The sequence below is a fragment of the Sagittula sp. genome (assembly GCF_052825245.1).
Genome location: NZ_JBRBWD010000060.1, coordinates 67471 through 84388, shown reverse-complemented (window position 1 = coordinate 84388; position 16918 = coordinate 67471). Strand labels below are relative to the sequence as shown.

18 protein-coding genes are annotated in these 16918 nt (G+C 67.7%); 13 read left to right on the top strand and 5 right to left on the bottom strand.

Annotated features, from left to right (window positions below):
- Positions 1-14: 14 nt before the first annotated feature.
- The 6 genes from ACU0DV_RS24175 to ACU0DV_RS24150 are packed head-to-tail and all read left to right on the top strand — an operon-like array spanning position 15 to position 5702.
- Positions 15-1094: an ABC transporter ATP-binding protein gene (locus tag ACU0DV_RS24175; RefSeq protein WP_446240635.1), complete on the top strand. Its 1080-nt coding sequence runs from the start codon at positions 15-17 to the stop codon at positions 1092-1094.
- On the top strand, positions 1091-1921 hold the full coding sequence (locus tag ACU0DV_RS24170) for an ABC transporter permease (protein ID WP_446240636.1): 831 nt from the start codon (positions 1091-1093) through the stop codon (positions 1919-1921). Before ACU0DV_RS24175 ends, ACU0DV_RS24170 begins: the two co-directional genes overlap by 4 nt.
- On the top strand, positions 1918-2718 hold the full coding sequence (locus ACU0DV_RS24165; RefSeq protein WP_446240637.1) for an ABC transporter permease: 801 nt from the start codon (positions 1918-1920) through the stop codon (positions 2716-2718). Before ACU0DV_RS24170 ends, ACU0DV_RS24165 begins: the two co-directional genes overlap by 4 nt.
- A 4-nt stretch (positions 2719-2722) precedes the next feature.
- Entirely contained in the window at positions 2723-3610 is an 888-nt protein-coding gene (locus ACU0DV_RS24160) for an allantoinase PuuE (protein ID WP_446240638.1), read from the top strand.
- Positions 3607-4956, top strand: a complete 1350-nt coding sequence (locus ACU0DV_RS24155; protein ID WP_446240639.1) for an amidase — start codon at positions 3607-3609, stop codon at positions 4954-4956. Before ACU0DV_RS24160 ends, ACU0DV_RS24155 begins: the two co-directional genes overlap by 4 nt.
- Complete coding sequence (locus ACU0DV_RS24150) at positions 4956-5702, top strand: aspartate/glutamate racemase family protein (RefSeq protein WP_446240640.1); 747 nt, start codon at positions 4956-4958, stop codon at positions 5700-5702. Before ACU0DV_RS24155 ends, ACU0DV_RS24150 begins: the two co-directional genes overlap by 1 nt.
- Positions 5703-5791: 89 nt before the next feature.
- On the opposite strand, the gene ACU0DV_RS24145 is transcribed toward ACU0DV_RS24150, so the two are convergent.
- On the bottom strand, positions 5792-6469 hold the full coding sequence (locus tag ACU0DV_RS24145) for a GntR family transcriptional regulator (RefSeq protein ID WP_446240641.1): 678 nt from the start codon (positions 6467-6469) through the stop codon (positions 5792-5794).
- Positions 6470-6754: 285 nt separating this feature from the next.
- On the opposite strand from ACU0DV_RS24145, the gene ACU0DV_RS24140 reads away from it, so the two are divergent.
- From ACU0DV_RS24140 to ACU0DV_RS24110, 7 genes are read left to right on the top strand one after another with little or no spacing between them, the layout of a single operon-like run.
- A complete protein-coding gene (locus tag ACU0DV_RS24140) occupies positions 6755-7810 on the top strand; it encodes a TRAP transporter substrate-binding protein (RefSeq protein ID WP_370316114.1) in 1056 nt (351 codons plus the stop codon).
- A 7-nt stretch (positions 7811-7817) separates the two neighbouring features.
- Positions 7818-8405, top strand: a complete 588-nt coding sequence (locus tag ACU0DV_RS24135) for a TRAP transporter small permease (RefSeq protein ID WP_446240642.1) — start codon at positions 7818-7820, stop codon at positions 8403-8405.
- Positions 8392-9669, top strand: coding sequence for a TRAP transporter large permease (locus ACU0DV_RS24130; protein WP_100929506.1), 1278 nt, complete (start codon positions 8392-8394; stop codon positions 9667-9669). Before ACU0DV_RS24135 ends, ACU0DV_RS24130 begins: the two co-directional genes overlap by 14 nt.
- Positions 9669-10391, top strand: coding sequence for an aspartate/glutamate racemase family protein (locus tag ACU0DV_RS24125; RefSeq protein WP_446240643.1), 723 nt, complete (start codon positions 9669-9671; stop codon positions 10389-10391). The genes ACU0DV_RS24130 and ACU0DV_RS24125 overlap by 1 nt, the downstream gene beginning before the upstream one ends.
- Entirely contained in the window at positions 10388-11899 is a 1512-nt protein-coding gene (locus ACU0DV_RS24120; protein WP_446240644.1) for an amidohydrolase family protein, read from the top strand. The genes ACU0DV_RS24125 and ACU0DV_RS24120 overlap by 4 nt, the downstream gene beginning before the upstream one ends.
- Positions 11896-12762, top strand: coding sequence for a polysaccharide deacetylase family protein (locus ACU0DV_RS24115; RefSeq protein ID WP_446240645.1), 867 nt, complete (start codon positions 11896-11898; stop codon positions 12760-12762). The genes ACU0DV_RS24120 and ACU0DV_RS24115 overlap by 4 nt, the downstream gene beginning before the upstream one ends.
- A 3-nt stretch (positions 12763-12765) precedes the next feature.
- Positions 12766-13512 (top strand): aspartate/glutamate racemase family protein, encoded by a 747-nt coding sequence (locus ACU0DV_RS24110; RefSeq protein WP_446240646.1) that lies wholly within the window; start codon positions 12766-12768, stop codon positions 13510-13512.
- An 8-nt stretch (positions 13513-13520) separates the two neighbouring features.
- Here the strand turns inward: ACU0DV_RS24110 and ACU0DV_RS24105 are convergent, their stop codons facing one another.
- The 4 genes from ACU0DV_RS24105 to uraD are packed head-to-tail and all read right to left on the bottom strand — an operon-like array spanning position 13521 to position 16850.
- On the bottom strand, positions 13521-14801 hold the full coding sequence (locus tag ACU0DV_RS24105) for a TRAP transporter large permease (RefSeq protein WP_446240647.1): 1281 nt from the start codon (positions 14799-14801) through the stop codon (positions 13521-13523).
- On the bottom strand, positions 14798-15277 hold the full coding sequence (locus tag ACU0DV_RS24100; protein WP_283980990.1) for a TRAP transporter small permease: 480 nt from the start codon (positions 15275-15277) through the stop codon (positions 14798-14800). Before ACU0DV_RS24100 ends, ACU0DV_RS24105 begins: the two co-directional genes overlap by 4 nt.
- 5 nt (positions 15278-15282) lie before the next feature.
- The gene (locus ACU0DV_RS24095; protein ID WP_283980989.1) at positions 15283-16269 is read right to left on the bottom strand and encodes a TRAP transporter substrate-binding protein; all 987 of its coding nucleotides are present in this window, start codon (positions 16267-16269) and stop codon (positions 15283-15285) included.
- The gene (gene uraD, locus ACU0DV_RS24090; protein ID WP_446240648.1) at positions 16266-16850 is read right to left on the bottom strand and encodes a 2-oxo-4-hydroxy-4-carboxy-5-ureidoimidazoline decarboxylase; all 585 of its coding nucleotides are present in this window, start codon (positions 16848-16850) and stop codon (positions 16266-16268) included. Before uraD ends, ACU0DV_RS24095 begins: the two co-directional genes overlap by 4 nt.
- Between the last annotated feature and the right edge of the window lie 68 nt (positions 16851-16918).

Below are 16918 nucleotides of genomic sequence, written 5' to 3'. Positions count from 1 at the left end.
GGCGGACTGCGGACATGGCTCTGGATCAAGGCAAACCGGTTTCCCGTTACCTCGACGTCGTGGGCGTGGAAAAATCGTTCAAAGGCACACGGGTCATGTCCGACATGAATTTCCGGGTGAACCGGGGGGAGCTTGTGTCTCTCCTCGGTCCCTCGGGCTGTGGCAAGTCCACGCTGCTGCGCATCGTCGCCGGCCTTCTGGAGGCGGACGAGGGATCGGTGGTGCTGGACGGCCGCGACATCACGCGGTTCCCTGCACACAAGCGCAACGTGTCGGTCGTCTTCCAGAACTACGCGCTGTTCCCGCACCTGACCGTGGCCGAGAATGTGGCCTTCGGGCTGCGCGCGCGGGGCATGGCAAAGGGCGCCACGGGTGCGCCCGTGGCGGAGGCGCTGTCGCTGGTGCGCATGACGGAATTTGCCGACCGGCCCATCGCGGCGCTGTCGGGCGGCCAGCAGCAACGGGTCGCCGTGGCGCGCGCGCTGGTGGTCGGGCCGGATCTGCTCCTGCTGGACGAGCCGTTCTCGGCCCTCGACCGCAAGCTGCGCGAGACGATGCAGGTCGAACTGAAATCCCTGCTTCTGGATCGCGGCATCACCGCCATCTTCGTGACCCACGACCAGGAAGAGGCGATGGGCGTCTCCGACCGGATCGCGGTGATGAACGCCGGCCGGATCGAGCAGTTCGCCGATCCCTCGACGCTTTACGCGCGGCCCACGTCGCCCTTCGTGATGGACTTCGTCGGCCTCTCCACGCGGATCACCGGCACGGTGGCCGAGCAAGCCGGAGGAACGATCACCGTCGATACGCCCTATGGCAAGCTGCGCGCCAAGAGCGACGCCGCCGTCGGCACCCGGGTCCTGCTGGGCGTCCGGCCCGAGCTGATCTCTGTCGGCGCGGGAGAGAACACCATCACCGCTAGACTGGTCGACGTCATGGTGCTGGGCTCGAAGACCGTGTTGCACGGGGCGGCGCAGGAGGACGACCGGGTGCTGTGCGAATTGCCCGGTATCCGCAGCGGCCTGACCCGCGGACAGGAGGTCACGCTGGGTTGGGGCGTGGAGGACACGCTGGCCTACGAGGTCGCGGCATGACCTCTCGCGTCGACCGCATCGCGCTTCTCGCCGTGCCGGGGCTGGCTTACCTCGCGGTGATCTACGCGCTGCCGCTGCTGATGCTGCTCGCCAAGTCGGTGCAGACGGCCGAGGGGTTTTCGCTGTCGGAATACCGCGCCTTCTTTGCCGACGAGTACAACCTTCGTGTCCTCTGGCGGACGTTGCGGGTCGCGGCGCTGACGACCTTGCTGGCGCTTTTCATCGCCTATCCCACCGCCTTCGTCATGAGCCGCGCCAAGGGGCCTTGGCTGACCGTTTTCCTCGTGGCGATGGTGCTGCCCATGTCGCTGGGCGTGGTGGTAAAGGCCTTCGCCTGGTCGATCCTGTTCCGCGCCAACGGCTTCATCAACACGACGCTGCAATGGATCGGCCTGACGGAAAAGCCGGTGCGGATGCTGTTCACCGAAACCGCGCTGGTGATCGGTGCCGCGAACGTCTTCCTGCCCTTCATGGTGCTGCCGATCTACGCCGTGGTGCGCCAGCTTGACCGCGGACTGCCGGAGGCGGCGGCCTCGCTTGGCGCCGGGCCGTTCTTCCGGTTCTTCCACGTCACGCTGCCGCTGACCCTGCCGGGCGTGGTGGCGGGGTCGGCCTTCACCTTCTCCATGGCCATCTCGATGTACGTGATCCCCTCGCTGATCGTGGGTGAGCGCCAGCAGACCCTGTCGATGCTGATCGCCCGCAGCTTCCTCTACCTGCGCAACGAGCCGTTGGGGTCGACCATATCCGCCGTGCTGCTGGCCATCGCGATCTTCGTGGTCGTGTTCTCGAGCTGGCTGGCCCGACGCCTCGGAGCGCGCCAATGACCCAGACCGACCGCATCTTCCGTGTCCTGAGCTGGATCATCGCCCTCGCTTGCGTCGTCTTCCTGATGCTGCCGATCTTCATCACCGTGGCCGCGTCCTTCTCGGCCTCGCCGGTCTACACGCTGCCGCCGCCGCAATGGTCGCTGCGCTGGTACGCCTCGCTGGAACGGCGCTCGGGCCTTTGGGATGCGGTGGTGCTGTCGCTGAACCTGGCCTTCGTGTCGACGCTGATCTCGCTGGTGCTGGGCACGCTTGCCTCCATCGCTGTGACGCGCGGCAACTTCCGCGGGCGGGAGGCGATTGCCACCTTCGCCGTCTCGCCGCTGATGATGCCGGGGCTGGTGGTGGGTGTCGCGCTCCTGCAGTTCTTCCGCGAGATCGGGCTGCGCGACGCCTATGTCTCGCTGCTGCTGGGGCATATCGTCATCACCTTGCCCTTCGTGATGCGCACGCTGCTGGCGTCGATGGCGCAATTCGATTTCTCGATGATCGACGCGGCGCGGACGCTGGGGCTGAGTTATCCGAAGGCGATCCTGAAGGTGCTGGTGCCGAACCTTGCGCCGGCCTACCTGACCTCGGGCCTCTTCGCCTTCCTCGCGTCGATGGACAACTACCCGATCTCGATCTTCCTGACCGATGCGCGCAACAAGACGTTGCCGATCAAGATGCTGCAATACCTCGAGGAACAGCCCGATCCGTCGCTGGCGGCCATGTCTTCGGGGCTGATCCTGCTGGCGATCCTTGTGCTGGTCTTCGGCGCGCGCACGGTCGGCCTGAACCGCATGATCCAGGGGTGAGGACATGAACGACCGACGCGATTTCAAAGGCTACTTCGGCGCCGAGCCCGCGCCCTGCTGGCCAGATGCCGCGCGGCTTGCGGTGTCCTTCGTGGTGAACGTGGAAGAGGGGGCGGAGCTGTCCATCGGCGACGGCGACCCGCGCAACGAAAGTGTCTACGAGATCCGCGAGGAGGTGGAGGGCGCACCCGATCCGTGCATGGAGACGCACTTCGCCTACGGCACGCGGCAGGGTTATGCGCGCATCGCAGGCGCCTTCGACCGCTACGGGGTTAAGGCGACCTTTTCGACCTGCGGCCGGGTGGCGGAACGCAGCCCCTGGCTGATGCAGGACATCGTGGCGCGCGGGCACGAGGTGTCCTGTCACGGCTGGCTCTGGCAGCGGCACGCGCACATGACAAGGGCAGAGGAAGAGGCGGATATCGAGCGCACCCATGCCGCGATCAAGGCGGCCTGCGGCGTGGCGCCGGTGGGCTGGCACACGCGCTCTGCGCCTTCGGTCAACACGCGCGACATTCTGATCGCGCGTGGCGATTTCCTTTATGACAGCGACGTTTACGACGACGACATCCCGCGGATGACCGGTGGTCACGTGATCCTGCCCTATGCCTTCGACACAAACGACATGCGGTTTTCGCCCGGTGGCGGCTTCGTCCAGGCGCGGGATTTCAGCGAGTACGTGATCGGCGCGTTCGACCGGCTGTATGCCGAGGGTGGGAAGGCGGCGCGCATGATGTCCATCGGCCTGCACCTGCGCCTGATCGGGCGGCCGGGCCGGATCGGAGGGCTGGAGGACGTGCTGGCCCATATCGCGGCGCAGGACGACGTCTGGATCGCCCCGCGGCGCGAGATCGCGGCCTGCTGGGCCGGGGCGCAGAAGGGCGCGGCATGAATCCCATGGACCTCTCCGCCGCGGAACTTGCCGCGCGTGTCCGTTCAGGCGAGATGACCCCGGCGCAGGTGGCCGTGGCTGCGCGGGCGCGCGTGGCGGAGCGCAATCCGGCGCTGAACGCGATGACGGCCCTGAACCCCGCGCTGGAGGATGAGGCGGCGGATGTGGCCGCGCGTCTCGCCGCCGGAGAGGACCTGCCGCTTGCGGGCGTGCCGGTGGTCATCAAGGACAACATCTGGGTCAGGGGACTGCCGGTCACGCAAGGGTCCCGCCTGTTCGCGGATTTCGTCGCCCCGGAGGACGCGCAGGCCGTACTGAGGCTGCGCGCGGCGGGGGCCATGATCCTCGGCATCGCGACCTGTTCGGAGTTTGCCTGCAAGGGCGTGACCAACACGCCGCTACACGGCAAGACCCGCAACCCGGTGGACCCGGACCTCACCACGGGCGGATCGTCTGGCGGGCCGGTGGCTGCGGTGGCGGCGGGCATGGCGCCGCTGGCGCTCGGCACGGATGCGGGCGGATCGTCCCGGCGTCCCCCGGCGCACACCGGCCTTTACGGCTTCAAGCCGACGCAGGACATCGTGCCTTACGGGCCCGGCTTCGAGGAGCCGGTGGACGGCATCTCGGTCATCTGCCCGATTGCGCGGACGCTGGAGGACATCGCGCTTGCCATGTCCGTTCTGGGCGATCTGCCCCCCGGCACGCCCATCCCCGGCCCCTATGCGTGGAGCGCGGATTTCGGCCTTGGCCAGCGCCTCGACGCGGACGTCACCGCCGCCTTCGACACGGTTGTCAGGTGCCTTGAAACGCAAGGGTTCGGGATGACCGAGGCGGCGCCGGAGTGGCAGGGGCTGAACGGCGGTTCCGTCATGGCCTTGCAGCACGCCGGTCTTGCGCGGTTGTTCGGTGCGGCCTGGCAGGAGGACCCGGCCATCTTCGACCCGGACCTTGCCGTGCAGATCGAGACCGGACTGGGACTGGAAGACGCGGGAGTTGCCGAGGCGAAAAGCGCATCGGCCCGCATGGGCGCGATCCTGAACGGCTTTCTCGGCCGCTTCGGCTTGGTTGTGGTGCCGACGACGCCATGTCCCGCCTGGCCCGTCGATCAACTGGCCCCGCAGGAGATCGGCGGACAGCCCTGTGCGCCGCGGGATCATGCGGCATTTACTCCGCAGGCCAACCACGCGGGCTGTCCCGCGCTGACGATCCCCTTTGCCCGTACACACGTGGGCCTGCCCATCGGGCTTCAGATCATTGCCGCGCGGGGGCGCGACGCCGACCTCCTTGCGACCGCACGGACCATCACGGCCGCCTTGGCCCCGAAAGAGCACGAAAGGGCCACCTGATGCGCATTCTGCTGGTCAATCCCAACATGACACAGGCCATGACGGACACCATGTCCGACATCGCCCGCAACCTTGCCGGCGACCGGGCAGAGATCGTGCCGCTGACGGCGACGACCGGGTTCCCCTACATCGCTTCGCGGGCGGAGGCGCAGGTCGCAGGCGGCATCGCGCTGGGTATGATCGCCGAGCACATCGAGGACGTCGATGCGGTGGTGATCGCAGCCTTTGGCGACCCGGGGCTTGCTGGTGCGCGTGAGGTGTTCGACGTGCCCGTCGTGGGCATGGCGGAGGCCGCCGTGCTGACCGCCGCCATGCTGGGCGAGCGGCTGTCCATCGTCACCTTTTCCCCGGTGATGCGGCGCTGGTACACCGACTGCGTTCACGCGACCGGGCTGGGCGCGCGCTTCGCTGGGGTGCGCACTCCGGATGCCCATGGCGACGACGTGGCCAATGCCGCGCGGGACATGCGCGCCGAACTGGTGGCCTTGGCGCGGCGCGCCGTGGCCGAGGACGGTGCCGACGTGGTCATCCTTGGCGGCGCGCCGTTGGCCGGGCTTGCGCCGGAGGTCGCCTCGGAGATCCCGGGCATCGTCATCGATCCCATCGCCGCCGCCGTGGCGCAGGCCATGACGCTGGCCTCCCTGCGCCTGCGTCTTGAGGGCAGGGCGTGCAAGCCGGTCGCCAAGGGGTCTGTCGGGCTGCCGCCCGCGCTGTCGCGTGTGATCGCGCATGAGGCGGCGGGGTAGAGGGTGCAAGGCGCGGAGGTAACTATGACGATTGCCGTCATCCGTAAGGGCCGCCGGGTCGTGTCCCGTCGAAAGGCTTGCACAGGCGGTCAGCGGTTGAAGATCTCTTCGAGGCTGGGCCGCTCCGCGTGGACGGGTTCGAGGTCGAGGGTCGCCGCGATGCCGTCGATATGCGCCTTGATCACCGCGTCGAGCCGGTCGGTGTCGCCTCCGGTCAGCGCCTCCACGATCTCGGCGTGTTCGTCATGAGAGCAGCTGCCCTGGTCGGGGATCTCGTAAAGCTGGATAATCAGCGATTCACGCGCGATCAGGTCGGCGAGATAGCGGCCCAGGATGGTGTTGCCGGAGATCTGGGCGAGCAGCAGATGAAACTCTCCGGACAGGGCGATCATGCGTTGCCGGTCGCCGCTGGCGTGGGCCGCCTTCTCCTTCTCGATGTGCGCGCGCAGCCGTCCCGTCGCCGTGGTGTCGATGCGCGCCGCGGCCTCGTGGGCGATGGCGCGTTCGATGCAGTGGCGGGCGACGAAGAGGTCGGCGGCGTCCTTCACCGTCGGCTGCGCGACAGAGGCGCCGCGGTTGGGCTGATGATCCACCAGGCCGTCGAAGGCCAAGCGCGCCAGCACCTTGCGGATCGTGCCGCGGGTGGTGTCGAAGATCCGGCACAACTCCACCTCGCGCAGCCGCTGGCCGGGCAAGAGCTGCCTGTCGCCGATGGCGGTGCGGATTCGTTCGTAGACTTCTGTCTCTGCGACGTTGAGGCGGGCCAATTGCGATCTCGTGTGGCTGTGACGCGTGAATCTTAGGCACTGGCCGGGAGGCACGCAATCCTGCCCTGTTCGGGCCCGAAAACGGGGTGTGTCAGTTAGGTATATGAAAATGCGTGAAAATATCCAGTTCCGCATCCACCTTCACCGGCTTGGCGCAAAAATTGCGCACAAAATAAATTTGAATTGTTAACAATCCTGCCCCTTGATTGAGCGGTCGGCGCCGTAACCGTTCTGATGTCTGAGCGGGCGCCACGGATTTCACCTCTGCAACAGGAGCTCCCTGCCATGCCTCGTCTTTCCCGTGTCTCGATTCTCTCGCTGGCGGCTGCTGCCGGTCTGGCCCTGACGGCCCCCGCCGAAGCCCAGTCCCTGCGCTGGCTGACCCAAAGCCAGGAAAGCGCCGCGCAATACCCCGCCGAGATCGCCGCCATCGAAGCTGCCGGTGAGGCGGGCTTCGAGGTCACCCGGAACGAATTCCAGGTGCTGGGCGTGAACCTTGCCGATGCGCTGCGGCTGGTGGGCTCGGGCGCCTTCGACCTTGCCACGGTGCAGGTGGGCAGTGCCGCGAAGGACGATCCGTTCCTCGAAGGCATCGACCTGATCGGCGTCTCGACCGACATGGAGGACCTGAAAGGCGCGGTCGATGCCTACCGCGAGGCCTTCAACGCCCGCCTGGGCGAGAAATTCGGCGCCAAGGCCATGGCGATCTGGCCGTTCGGCCCGCAGGTCTTCCTGTGCAACGCCGACATGTCCACGCTGGGCGATCTGGACGGGCTGAAGGTGCGGTCCTTCACCGCCTCGATGTCGATGCTGCTGGAAGAGCTGGGCGCGACGCCCGTGACCCTGTCCTTCCCCGAGGTCTATCCGGCCCTGCAGCGCGGCGTCGCTTCCTGCGGCGTGACCTCGCCCACCTCGTCCAACACCGGCAAGTGGCCGGAGGTGACGACGCACCTTTACCCGCTGTCGGTGTCCGGGTCGGTGCAGGCGCATGTGGTCAACCTCGACTGGCTGAACGGCCTCGACGACGACAAGCGCGCGGCCTTCGAGACGGTCATGGCCGATCTGGAGGCGGCGCTTTGGGAGCTGGCGATCACCACCAACGGCACGGCGCAGGCGTGTTCCACCGGCGGCGAGTGCCCGGAAGGGATCTACACATCCTACGACATGACGCTGGTGCCGGTTTCGGACGAGGACAAGGCGAAGGTGGCCGAGATTTCCGCCACGAAGATCCTGCCGGAGTGGGGCGCGCGGTGCGAAGCCTCCTATGAAGGCTGCGTGGACCTGTGGAACGAGACCGTGGGCGCGGCGCGCGGCCTGACCATCTCGCTCGATACGCAGTAAACGGATCATGCTCCGGACGCTGGGCGTTGCCCGGGGACTGGCCTTCGCACTCGCGCTTGTCGCGGGTGCGTCGGTCCTCGTCCTCGCGGTGCTGATCTTCATCGACATCATCGGGCGGGACGTCTTCGGCGTCTCGATCCAGGGCACGGATGAACTGGGCGGCTACGTGCTGGCTTTCGTCGGCTCGCTCGGCCTGTCCCTGACGCTGCTGAACCGGGGGCATCCGAAGATCGACATCTTCCTGCGGATGTTCCCGCCTGGCCTGCGCGCCGCGCTGCATGTGCTGGCGCAGGCCACCATCGCGGCGCTTGGCCTGTTCATGACGTGGCACGCCTGGGGCGAGCTGTCTGAGACGATGCGCTTCGGCGCGGTCACGAACACGCCGCTGCAGACGCCGCTCTGGGTGCCGCAGGCGATCTGGGTGGCGGGGACGGCGATCTTCGCGCTGGTCGCCTGCCTGACCACTGCGCATGGGCTCTGGCTGCTGCGGACCGATCCCCGCGCCGTCGAGGCACGCTATGGCCCGCCCACCGTCGACGAGGAAGTCGGCCACTATATCGACCACACCGGGGAGAGCGACGATGCTCGGAATTGAAGGCGCGGCCATCGGCTTCGGCCTGCTGCTGTTCCTGCTGTTCATCGGACAGCACATTGCGACGGCGCTGTTCATCGTGGCGCTGACCGGCGCGTGGCTGTTCTTCGGGGACGCGATGCTGCGGCCTTTCGGGACGATGATGTGGGGCACGCTGAACAACTTCCTGCTGGTCGCCATTCCGCTGTTCGTGCTGATGGGAGAGATCCTTGTCCGGGGCGGCGTGACCGAACGGATGTACCGCGCGCTGGCCGACTGGACACGGCCGCTGCCCGGGGGGCTCTTGCACACCAACATCGCCGCCTCGACGGTCTTTGCCGCGATCTCGGGCTCGTCCGTGGCCACGGCGGCGACCATCGGAACGGTGGCCTTCCCGACCTTCCGCCGGCAGAACTATTCCGAAGCCTGGGTGGCCGGCAGCGTGGCATCGGGCGCGACGCTGGGCATTCTCATCCCGCCCTCGATCAACCTGATCATTTACGGCGCGATCACCAACACCTCCATCGGGGCGCTGTTCCTTGCAGGCATCCTGCCGGGCATCGTGCTGGCGCTGGCCTTCATGGGCGTGATCATCGTGGCGAGCCTCCTGAACCCCGCCGTCGCCGGACGGCCCGAGCGCATGGCCCCCTGGCCCGAGCGTCGCAAGCGGCTGGGCGACCTCCTGCCGCCGCTGGCGATCTTCGTGCTGGTGATGGGGTCGATCTACCTCGGCTTCGCCACCCCGACCGAGGCCGCGGGCGTGGGTGTCGTGGGCGCGCTGATTCTCACGGGCGCCTACCGCTCCCTCACCTGGCCGATGCTGCGCGAGGCGATGTTGTCGACCGTGACGACCACGGCGATGACGCTGCTGATCCTCGTGGCGGCCTTCTACCTGAACTTCATCCTCGGGGTGCTGGGCGTCCCTGCGCAGGTCTCGGCCTTCGTCTCGGGGCTGGAGGTCGGCCCGGTCACGATGCTGATGCTGCTGGTGGTGCTCTACCTGATCCTCGGCTGCTTCCTCGACGCGCTGGCGATGATGATCGCGACGATACCGATCGTCCTGCCGGTGGTCACGCACCTTGGCTATGACAGCGTGTGGTTCGGCATCTTCCTCGTGATGATGTGCGAACTGGCGTTGATCACGCCGCCCGTGGGCATGAACCTCTACGTCACGCAAAGCGTGCGCGGACGGGGGCAGGTCGGCACGGTCATCCTCGGCGTGCTGCCGTTTCTCGCCTGCATCCTCGCGGTCGTGGCACTGATCGCGATCTTCCCGGGGCTGTTGTGATGCGGCTGCTGGCGCTGAACCCGAACACCTCGGCCGAGGTGACCGAGGCCTTCGTGGCCGAAGCCCTGCGCATCGCGCCGCCCGGCGTCTCGGTCGAGGGCGTCACGGGCGGCTTTGGCGCGCGCATCGTGACGACGGAGGCAGAGAACCTGATCGCCGCCCATGCAGCGCTGGAACTCGCCGCCCGACATGCGGAGGGGGTTGACGGGATGATCCTCGCCATCTCCTTCGACACGGCCCTGCGCGCCCTTTCGGAGTTGCTGCCGGTGCCGGTCACTGGGCTGACGGAAGCGGCGCTGGCCGCAGCAGGGGACGCGCCGGTCGGCGTGGTGATCTTCGGCGCGTCAAGCCTGCCGCTCTACCAGCATCTTCTCGACGGCTACGGATACGCGCCTGTCGCATGGGAGGTGATCGAGTTCGCCACCCGGGCGGAGTACCTGATCGCCGAAGCACGGGACGAGGCGGTCTTGGCGGCCGTGGAGCGGCTGGCGGAGGCCGGGGCCGGTGCGGCGGTCATACTCGGCGCGGCCATCGTCGGCATGGCCGCGCGCCTCGCGCCGCGCGTCGCCATTCCGGTCAGCGACGGGGCGGCGGCGGTGGCGCTCAGCGTCGAGCGTGTCGCAAAGGGCGCAGCGTTGCCCACTCGCCCGACACCCATTGCCGAAACCATAGGCCTTTCCCCGGCCCTGACCCGGCTGATCGCCGGAGACGTCCCGTCATGACCAGCACGCTGTTCCGGAACGTGCACTTGCTCGACCGCGAGAGCGACGACGGGATGACCGCGGCGACGGCCCTTCTGGTGACCGATGGCCGGATCGTCGGTTCCGGCGACGCCTTGACCGTGCCACCCGGCGCGACGGTCATCGACGGCAAGGGCGACCTGCTGATGCCCGGTCTGGTCAACGCGCATTTCCATTCGTCCGTGAACCACATGAAGGGGCGTCTGCCCTGCCTGCCGCTCGAACTCTTCATGCTCTACGAGAGCCCGGCGCTGGAGACGCTGCGCCCGACGCCCCGGCAGGCCTATTTGCGCACCATGCTCGGCTGTATCGAGATGCTGCGCGGCGGGACGACGGCGGTGATGGACGACTGCTTCTTCGTCCCCGAACCCACGCCCGAAATCATCGATGCCGTGGCGCAGGCCTATGCCGACAGTGGCATCCGCGCGACGCTGGCCCTGGACGAGCCCGAACTGTCGGAGCTGGAAAAGCTGCCCTTCCTCGACGAACTGGCACCCGCGCACCTGCGTCCGCAACTGGCGCGCCGTCCGAAGCTGGGCGCGCAGGACCTGCTGGCGCTTTACGACCACCTGATCGGGCGCTGGCACGGGGCAGAAGAGGGGCGCATCAGTGCTGCGGTCTCCTGCTCGGCGCCGCAGCGTGTCAGCCCGGACTATTTCGCCGCACTCGACGCTTTGAGCCGCCAGCACGATCTGCCGGTCTTTGCCCACATGCTGGAGACAAAGCTGCAGCGCGTCCTCGGCCACGAAAAGTTCGGCGGACGGTCCCTTGTGCGATACACGCATGACTTGGGCCTCCTGTCCGACCGGATGCAGGTGATCCATGCGATCTGGGTCGACGGCGCGGACCTCGACCTGATCGCGGCGGCGGGGGCGAAGGTGGCGCACAACCCGATCAGCAACCTGCGGCTCGGCTCCGGCGTGATGCCCCTGCGCGAGATGCTGGACCGCGGAATTTCCGTTTCGCTCGGCGTGGACGAGGCCATCGCCGACGACGCGGTGAACATGTGGTCGGTGATGAAGACCGCAGGGATGATCCATACCCTGTCCGGCGACGATCCGGACCGCTGGCCCACGGCGCGCGAGGTGCTGCACGCGGCGACGGTCGGCGGCGGAGAGGTCATGCGCCGTCCCGGCCTTGGCACACTTGACGCGGGCGCACCGGCGGACCTGATCCTCGTCGACCTTTCGTCGCTGGCCTTCCTGCCGATGAACGACATCATCCGCCAGCTTGTCCATGTGGAGAACGGCAGCTCGGTGCGGCTGACCATGGTGGCGGGCCGCGTTGTGGCGGAAGGCGGGTGCGTCACGTCGGTGGACGAGGCTGCGCTGCTGGCCGAGGCGCGCGAGGTCTTCGGCGGGATGGCTCCGATCCTGCGCCGTGCTGCGGATGAAGTGTCTGATCTGCTGCCGGTCTATCGCGCGATGCACGACCGCGCGGCTCTGCGCGATGTCGGCATGACCCGCAAGCTGACAAGGGGACTGGCATGACCCTGCCGTGGTCCTATTCCGCGCTTCCTGCGCGCCACGCAGGCACATGGCCCAACGGCGCGCAGGTCGCGCTCTGGGTGGCGGTAGGGGTCGAGAGCTACCGGCCCGACGATGGCATGACGGAGGATATCCTGCCGCGTGGTGCCGCGCCCGACCTCGTGAACACAGCCTGGCGGGATTACGGCAACCGGGCAGGGGCGTTTCGCCTGTTCGACCGGCTGGCCGCCGTGGGCATCCGCCCGGCGGTGCTTCTGAACACCGATGTCTATGACGAGGCGCCCGAGGTCCTGACCGCCGCCCGCGCCGCGGGGGCCGAGATCGTGGGCCACGGGCGCTCCAACTCCGACAGCCTGACGGCGCTGCCCGAAGGGGCTGAGGCGGGCTATGTCGCCGGGGTCCTTTCGCGTATCGCCGCGGAAGAGGGGGCCGCGCCCGGCGGCTGGTCCTCGCCCTGGCTGGCGCATACGCCGACCTCGCTGGCCAGCCTTCAGGGCGCGGGCTACCGATACCTGCTGGACCTGCGGCTGGACGACCAGCCGGTATGGCTTAGGGCCGGGGCGGGGCGCCTGCTGAGCATCCCCTACGCCGCGGAACTGAACGACAGCACCACCATGATCGGCCGCCAGGCGGACGCGCGCAGCTTTGCCGCCATGATCCGGGACGAGGCGGCGGAACTGCTGGCATCGAAGCACCCGGTTGTGATGAGCGTCGTGCTGCACAGCTTCATATCCGGCCAGCCGTGGCGGCTGCGGCCCGTGGCCCAGGCGCTGGCCGAGGTGGCGGGGACGGACGGCGTCTGGTGTGCCACCCCGTCCGAGATCTACGACGCGGTCCTCGCGGATCCGGCGCTGGCGGTCGGGTGATCCATGCGCATCCTCTTTGCCAACCCCAACACGTCGGAGGCCATGGCCGGGGTCATGGCGGCTGAGGCCCGGCGCATCGCCGCGCCAGATACGGTGATCGACGTGTGCTCGGCCCCCTTCGGATCGGCTTATATCGCCACCCGGGGGGAGGCGGCAGTGGCCGGTCACGCGCTCCTGTCGGCGCTGGCCCGGCACTACGACGGCCATGACGTGGTGATTGTCGGGGCCTTCATCGTGCCGGCGGTCACGGCGGCGGCGAAGGAAATGTGCCCGGTGCCGCTGATCGCCACGGGCGAGGCGGGGCTGGCGGCGGCGTCGCTGCTCGGGCAGGCGCTCTCGATCCTGTCCATCGGCGCGCCCGCGCGGCGGATGACGGAGGAGACGGTGGCCGCCACCGGGCTGTCGGACCGCGTCGTCTCGATCCGAGACGTCGGCCTGACCGGGACGGAACTGACCGAGGACCAGCCGCGCGGCGATGCGGCGGCCATTGCCCTGTCGCTGGCCGCGGTGCAAGAGGACCGCGCCGATGTCATCGTCCTTGGCGCAGGCTCGATGGAGGGGATGGCCGCCCGTATCCAGCCGGAGGTGCCGGTGCCCGTGGTCTCGCCCGTGGGCGCGGCGGTCTGCATGGCCGAGATGATCCACCGGCTGGGTCTACCGAAGGCCTCCGCCGGTGGTCTTGCCCGGCCTTCCGGGATCGCGATGACCGGACTGGACCCGTCGTTGACGCGCTTCTTCCGCGGGGACTGACCGGGGGCCTAGTAGCCCATGGCGCGCGGCAGGGCCGTCACCACCCCCGGGAAGATCATGCAGAGGAACAGCACCGCGTACATCGCAGCGATGAAGGGCCAGCTTTCGCGTACCAGTTCCGTCATCTTCACGCCGGTGATGCCACAGACCACGAAGAGGATCACGCCCACCGGCGGCGTCAGCATCCCGATCACGAGGTTCAGCACGAACAGAAAGCCGAAGTGCAACGGGTCGATGCCGAACTGCAGGGCGATGGGGTGGAACAGGGGCACCAGCATGATGTTGGCGGCGTTCGATTCAAGGAACATGCCCACCACCAGCATCATCAGCGCGACAAGCAGCAGGAAGACCATCGGGCTGTCGGTCAGCCCCTTGATCGCGCCGGCCAGCTTAATAGGCAGCAGGTCGATGGTGAAAAGGAAGGTCACGGTGGAGGCGAAGGCGATCATCGCGCCGACCATGGCCGTGGTCTTGGCGGCGGTCAGCAGCACGCCCGGCAGGTCCGAGACCTTAAGCTTGCCGGTGACGAAGAAGCCGATGACCATTGCGTAGCACACGCCGATGGCCGCGCCCTCGGTCGGTGTGAAGGCGCCCGCGACGATGCCGCCGATGACGACCACGGGCATCATGAAGACGATGAGCGACCGCCGCGTCTGGCGCAGGGCGTTGCGGAAGGTGAAACCGTCGCCGACAAGCGGGTAGTCCCGCTTCCACGAGATGAACCAGCAGAGCGCCATGAGCGTCAGGAACAGGATGAGGCCGGGCACGACGCCTGCCATGAACAGCCCGCCGACCGAAACGGTGGACCCCGCCATGAAGGCATAGACGATCATCGCGCCCGACGGCGGGATGATCGGGCCGAGGTTGGCGGCAGCCGCCACCACGCCCGAAGAAAAGCCAAGGCCGTATTGCTTCTTGAGCGAGGGCACCAAGGTCGACGACAGAGCGGAAGCATCCGCCACCGCCGCGCCCGAGACGGAGGCCAGCCCTGCGCCCGCGATGATCGACACCTGCGCCAGCCCGCCGCGCATCCGCCCGATGAAGGCGTTGGCGAAGTCCACCAGCCGGTCCATGATCCCGCCTTTCAGCATCAGCTCTCCGGCGATCATGAAAAGCGGGATGGACATCAGCGGGAAGGAGTTGACCGCGTTCATCATGCGGCTCGGCATGATCGACGGATCGAACCCCGCCAGCCACAGGCCGAACAGCGCGGCACAGCCCAGCGAAAAGGCGAGCGGCATCCCGAGGAACCCCAGGACGAAGAAACAGGCGATGACGGCGAGGCTCATGGCAGGGGGGTGTCCGGGTCGACCGCCATGTGCAGCAGGTGCAGCGCCGAATGCAGCGCGCCCGCGATGACGGGAAAGAAGAAGACAGAGGAAGTGATGTCGATGGCGCCCATGCGCTCGGTCCAGGTGGCGGCGGCAACGTCGAAGGTGGCCCAGGTGACGATCAGCAGCATCGCCCCGCCAAGCGCGCTGGTGAAACGGCGGACAAGGCGCCGGGGCAGCAAGGGCAGGCGGTCGACCATCAGGTCCACGCCCACATGCGTGCCGTCGCGGATGCCAAGCGGGATGGCGAGGAAAATGGTGGTGACGAAGGCGAGGCGCGACACCTCGTCCGCCCAGTCGAAGGAGGCGTTGAAGCCGTAGCGCATGACCACCTGTGCGGTGACCACGCAGACCATGATGGCTGCCGCGAGGATCGCGACAAGGCGCGCGCCACTGTCGGCGCGCGCAAGGATCGAGGGAACGATCGTCTTCATCGGTGTCAGTTCGAGACGCCGGAGGTCTGGGCGTCCAGCAGTTCCACCAGTTCCGGGTCGAGGCGGGCCTTGGTCTCGGCGGCGACGCCTGCCACGGTCTCGCGCAGGGCGGCCGCCAGTTCCGGGGAAACCTCGGTGTAGGTCATGCCCATCTCGACGATCTTGTCGAGCGCGGCCCCGTCCTGCTCGGCGGCCAGCACGCGCTGCTCGGCCACGGCGGCGTCCATCGCCTCCGTCACCCAGCCCTGCTTTTCCTCGGAGAGGCCGTCGAACCATTTCTTGTTGGCCACGACCGAGATGAAGTCGAAGAAGTGCCCGGTGTTGGAGACGTATTCCTGCACTTCCGGATAACCGGCGACCTGGATGATGGAGAACGGGTTTTCCTGTCCGTCGATCACCTTCTGTTCGAGCGCGGAGTAAAGCTCGTTCACGTCCATCGCCAGCGGGTTCGCCCCCAGCGCGCGGAAGGTGGCAAGGTGCGTCTCGTTCGGCTGAAGGCGGATCTTCAGCCCGGCGATGTCCTCCAGCGTCTCGATCGGGCGGACGGAGTTCGTGAGCTGGCGGAAGCCGAGCTCCATGTAGCCGAGCGACATGATGTCCTGCGCGGCCAGCTTCTCGTCCAGCGCGTCACCCACAGGGCCGTCGACCACGGCAAAGGCGTCTTCGCGGGTCTCGAACTGGAAGGGCAGGCCGACGATTTCCAGTTCAGGCACGGTGCGGGTGAGGTAGGCGGTGCCGACCCAGATGATCTCGACCGCGCCCAGCTTCACCGCCTGCACGTTCTCGGCCGCGCCGCCCAGCTGACGGGCGGGGAAGAGGTTCACGTCGAACTCGCCGCCCGACAGCTCTGCCAGCTTCTCGGCGAAGGTCTCCATCGCGACGGAGGAGGAGTGATCGGTGGCAAAGTTGCCCGCGACGCGGATGGTGTCGGCCTGCGCCGCGGCGGCAAGGGCGAGGACGGAGGTGGCAAGGGCGAAGATCTGGCGTTTCATTGGGAGTTCTCCTGCGTTTCTGTTTCCGGGAGGGAGGTTGAGGGATCGTTCCGGGTCGTCTGGTCCGCCGCGCCGAAGGCATTGCGGCAGCGCGACCGGATCACCGAAGCGATCTCGGCCAGCGTGGTGGTGTGTTCCTCGAGGTGGGTCGCCTTCAGGCGCCGTTCGAAGATCGTGAAAAGCGTCGCGCGGTCCGGCACCCGGTGCAGCGCGATGATGAACGGATGGCCGAAGCGCGCGCGGTAGGCGGCGTTCAGCGCATCGAGGCGCCGGGCCTCGTCACCGGGCAATCCGATCAGGCCCAGCCGCCCCTGCTCAGAGGTGCTTTCGGCGGTCATGCGGCCCTCGGTGGCCTCGGTGCCCGACAGTTCGGGATGCACGTTGAACAGCGCCAGCCGCTGCTCCGGAGAGGCGGTCAGGATGACCTCCACCAGCGCCTCGGCAAGCGCCTCGTCAGAGGCGAAGGGGCGCAGGTCGACGGCGGCCTCGGCCACCCAGGGCGAGCGTTCGACAAGGGGCGCAATGGCCGCAAGTGCCTGTTCGCGCCGAACCGTGTTCAGCGTGTTGAGAGCGGGTGTCATGAAGATGTCCGTTGTTTCCTGACACCGACGTTAGAAGATTCGCGGCGTTGCTTTCCATAATATAAAAA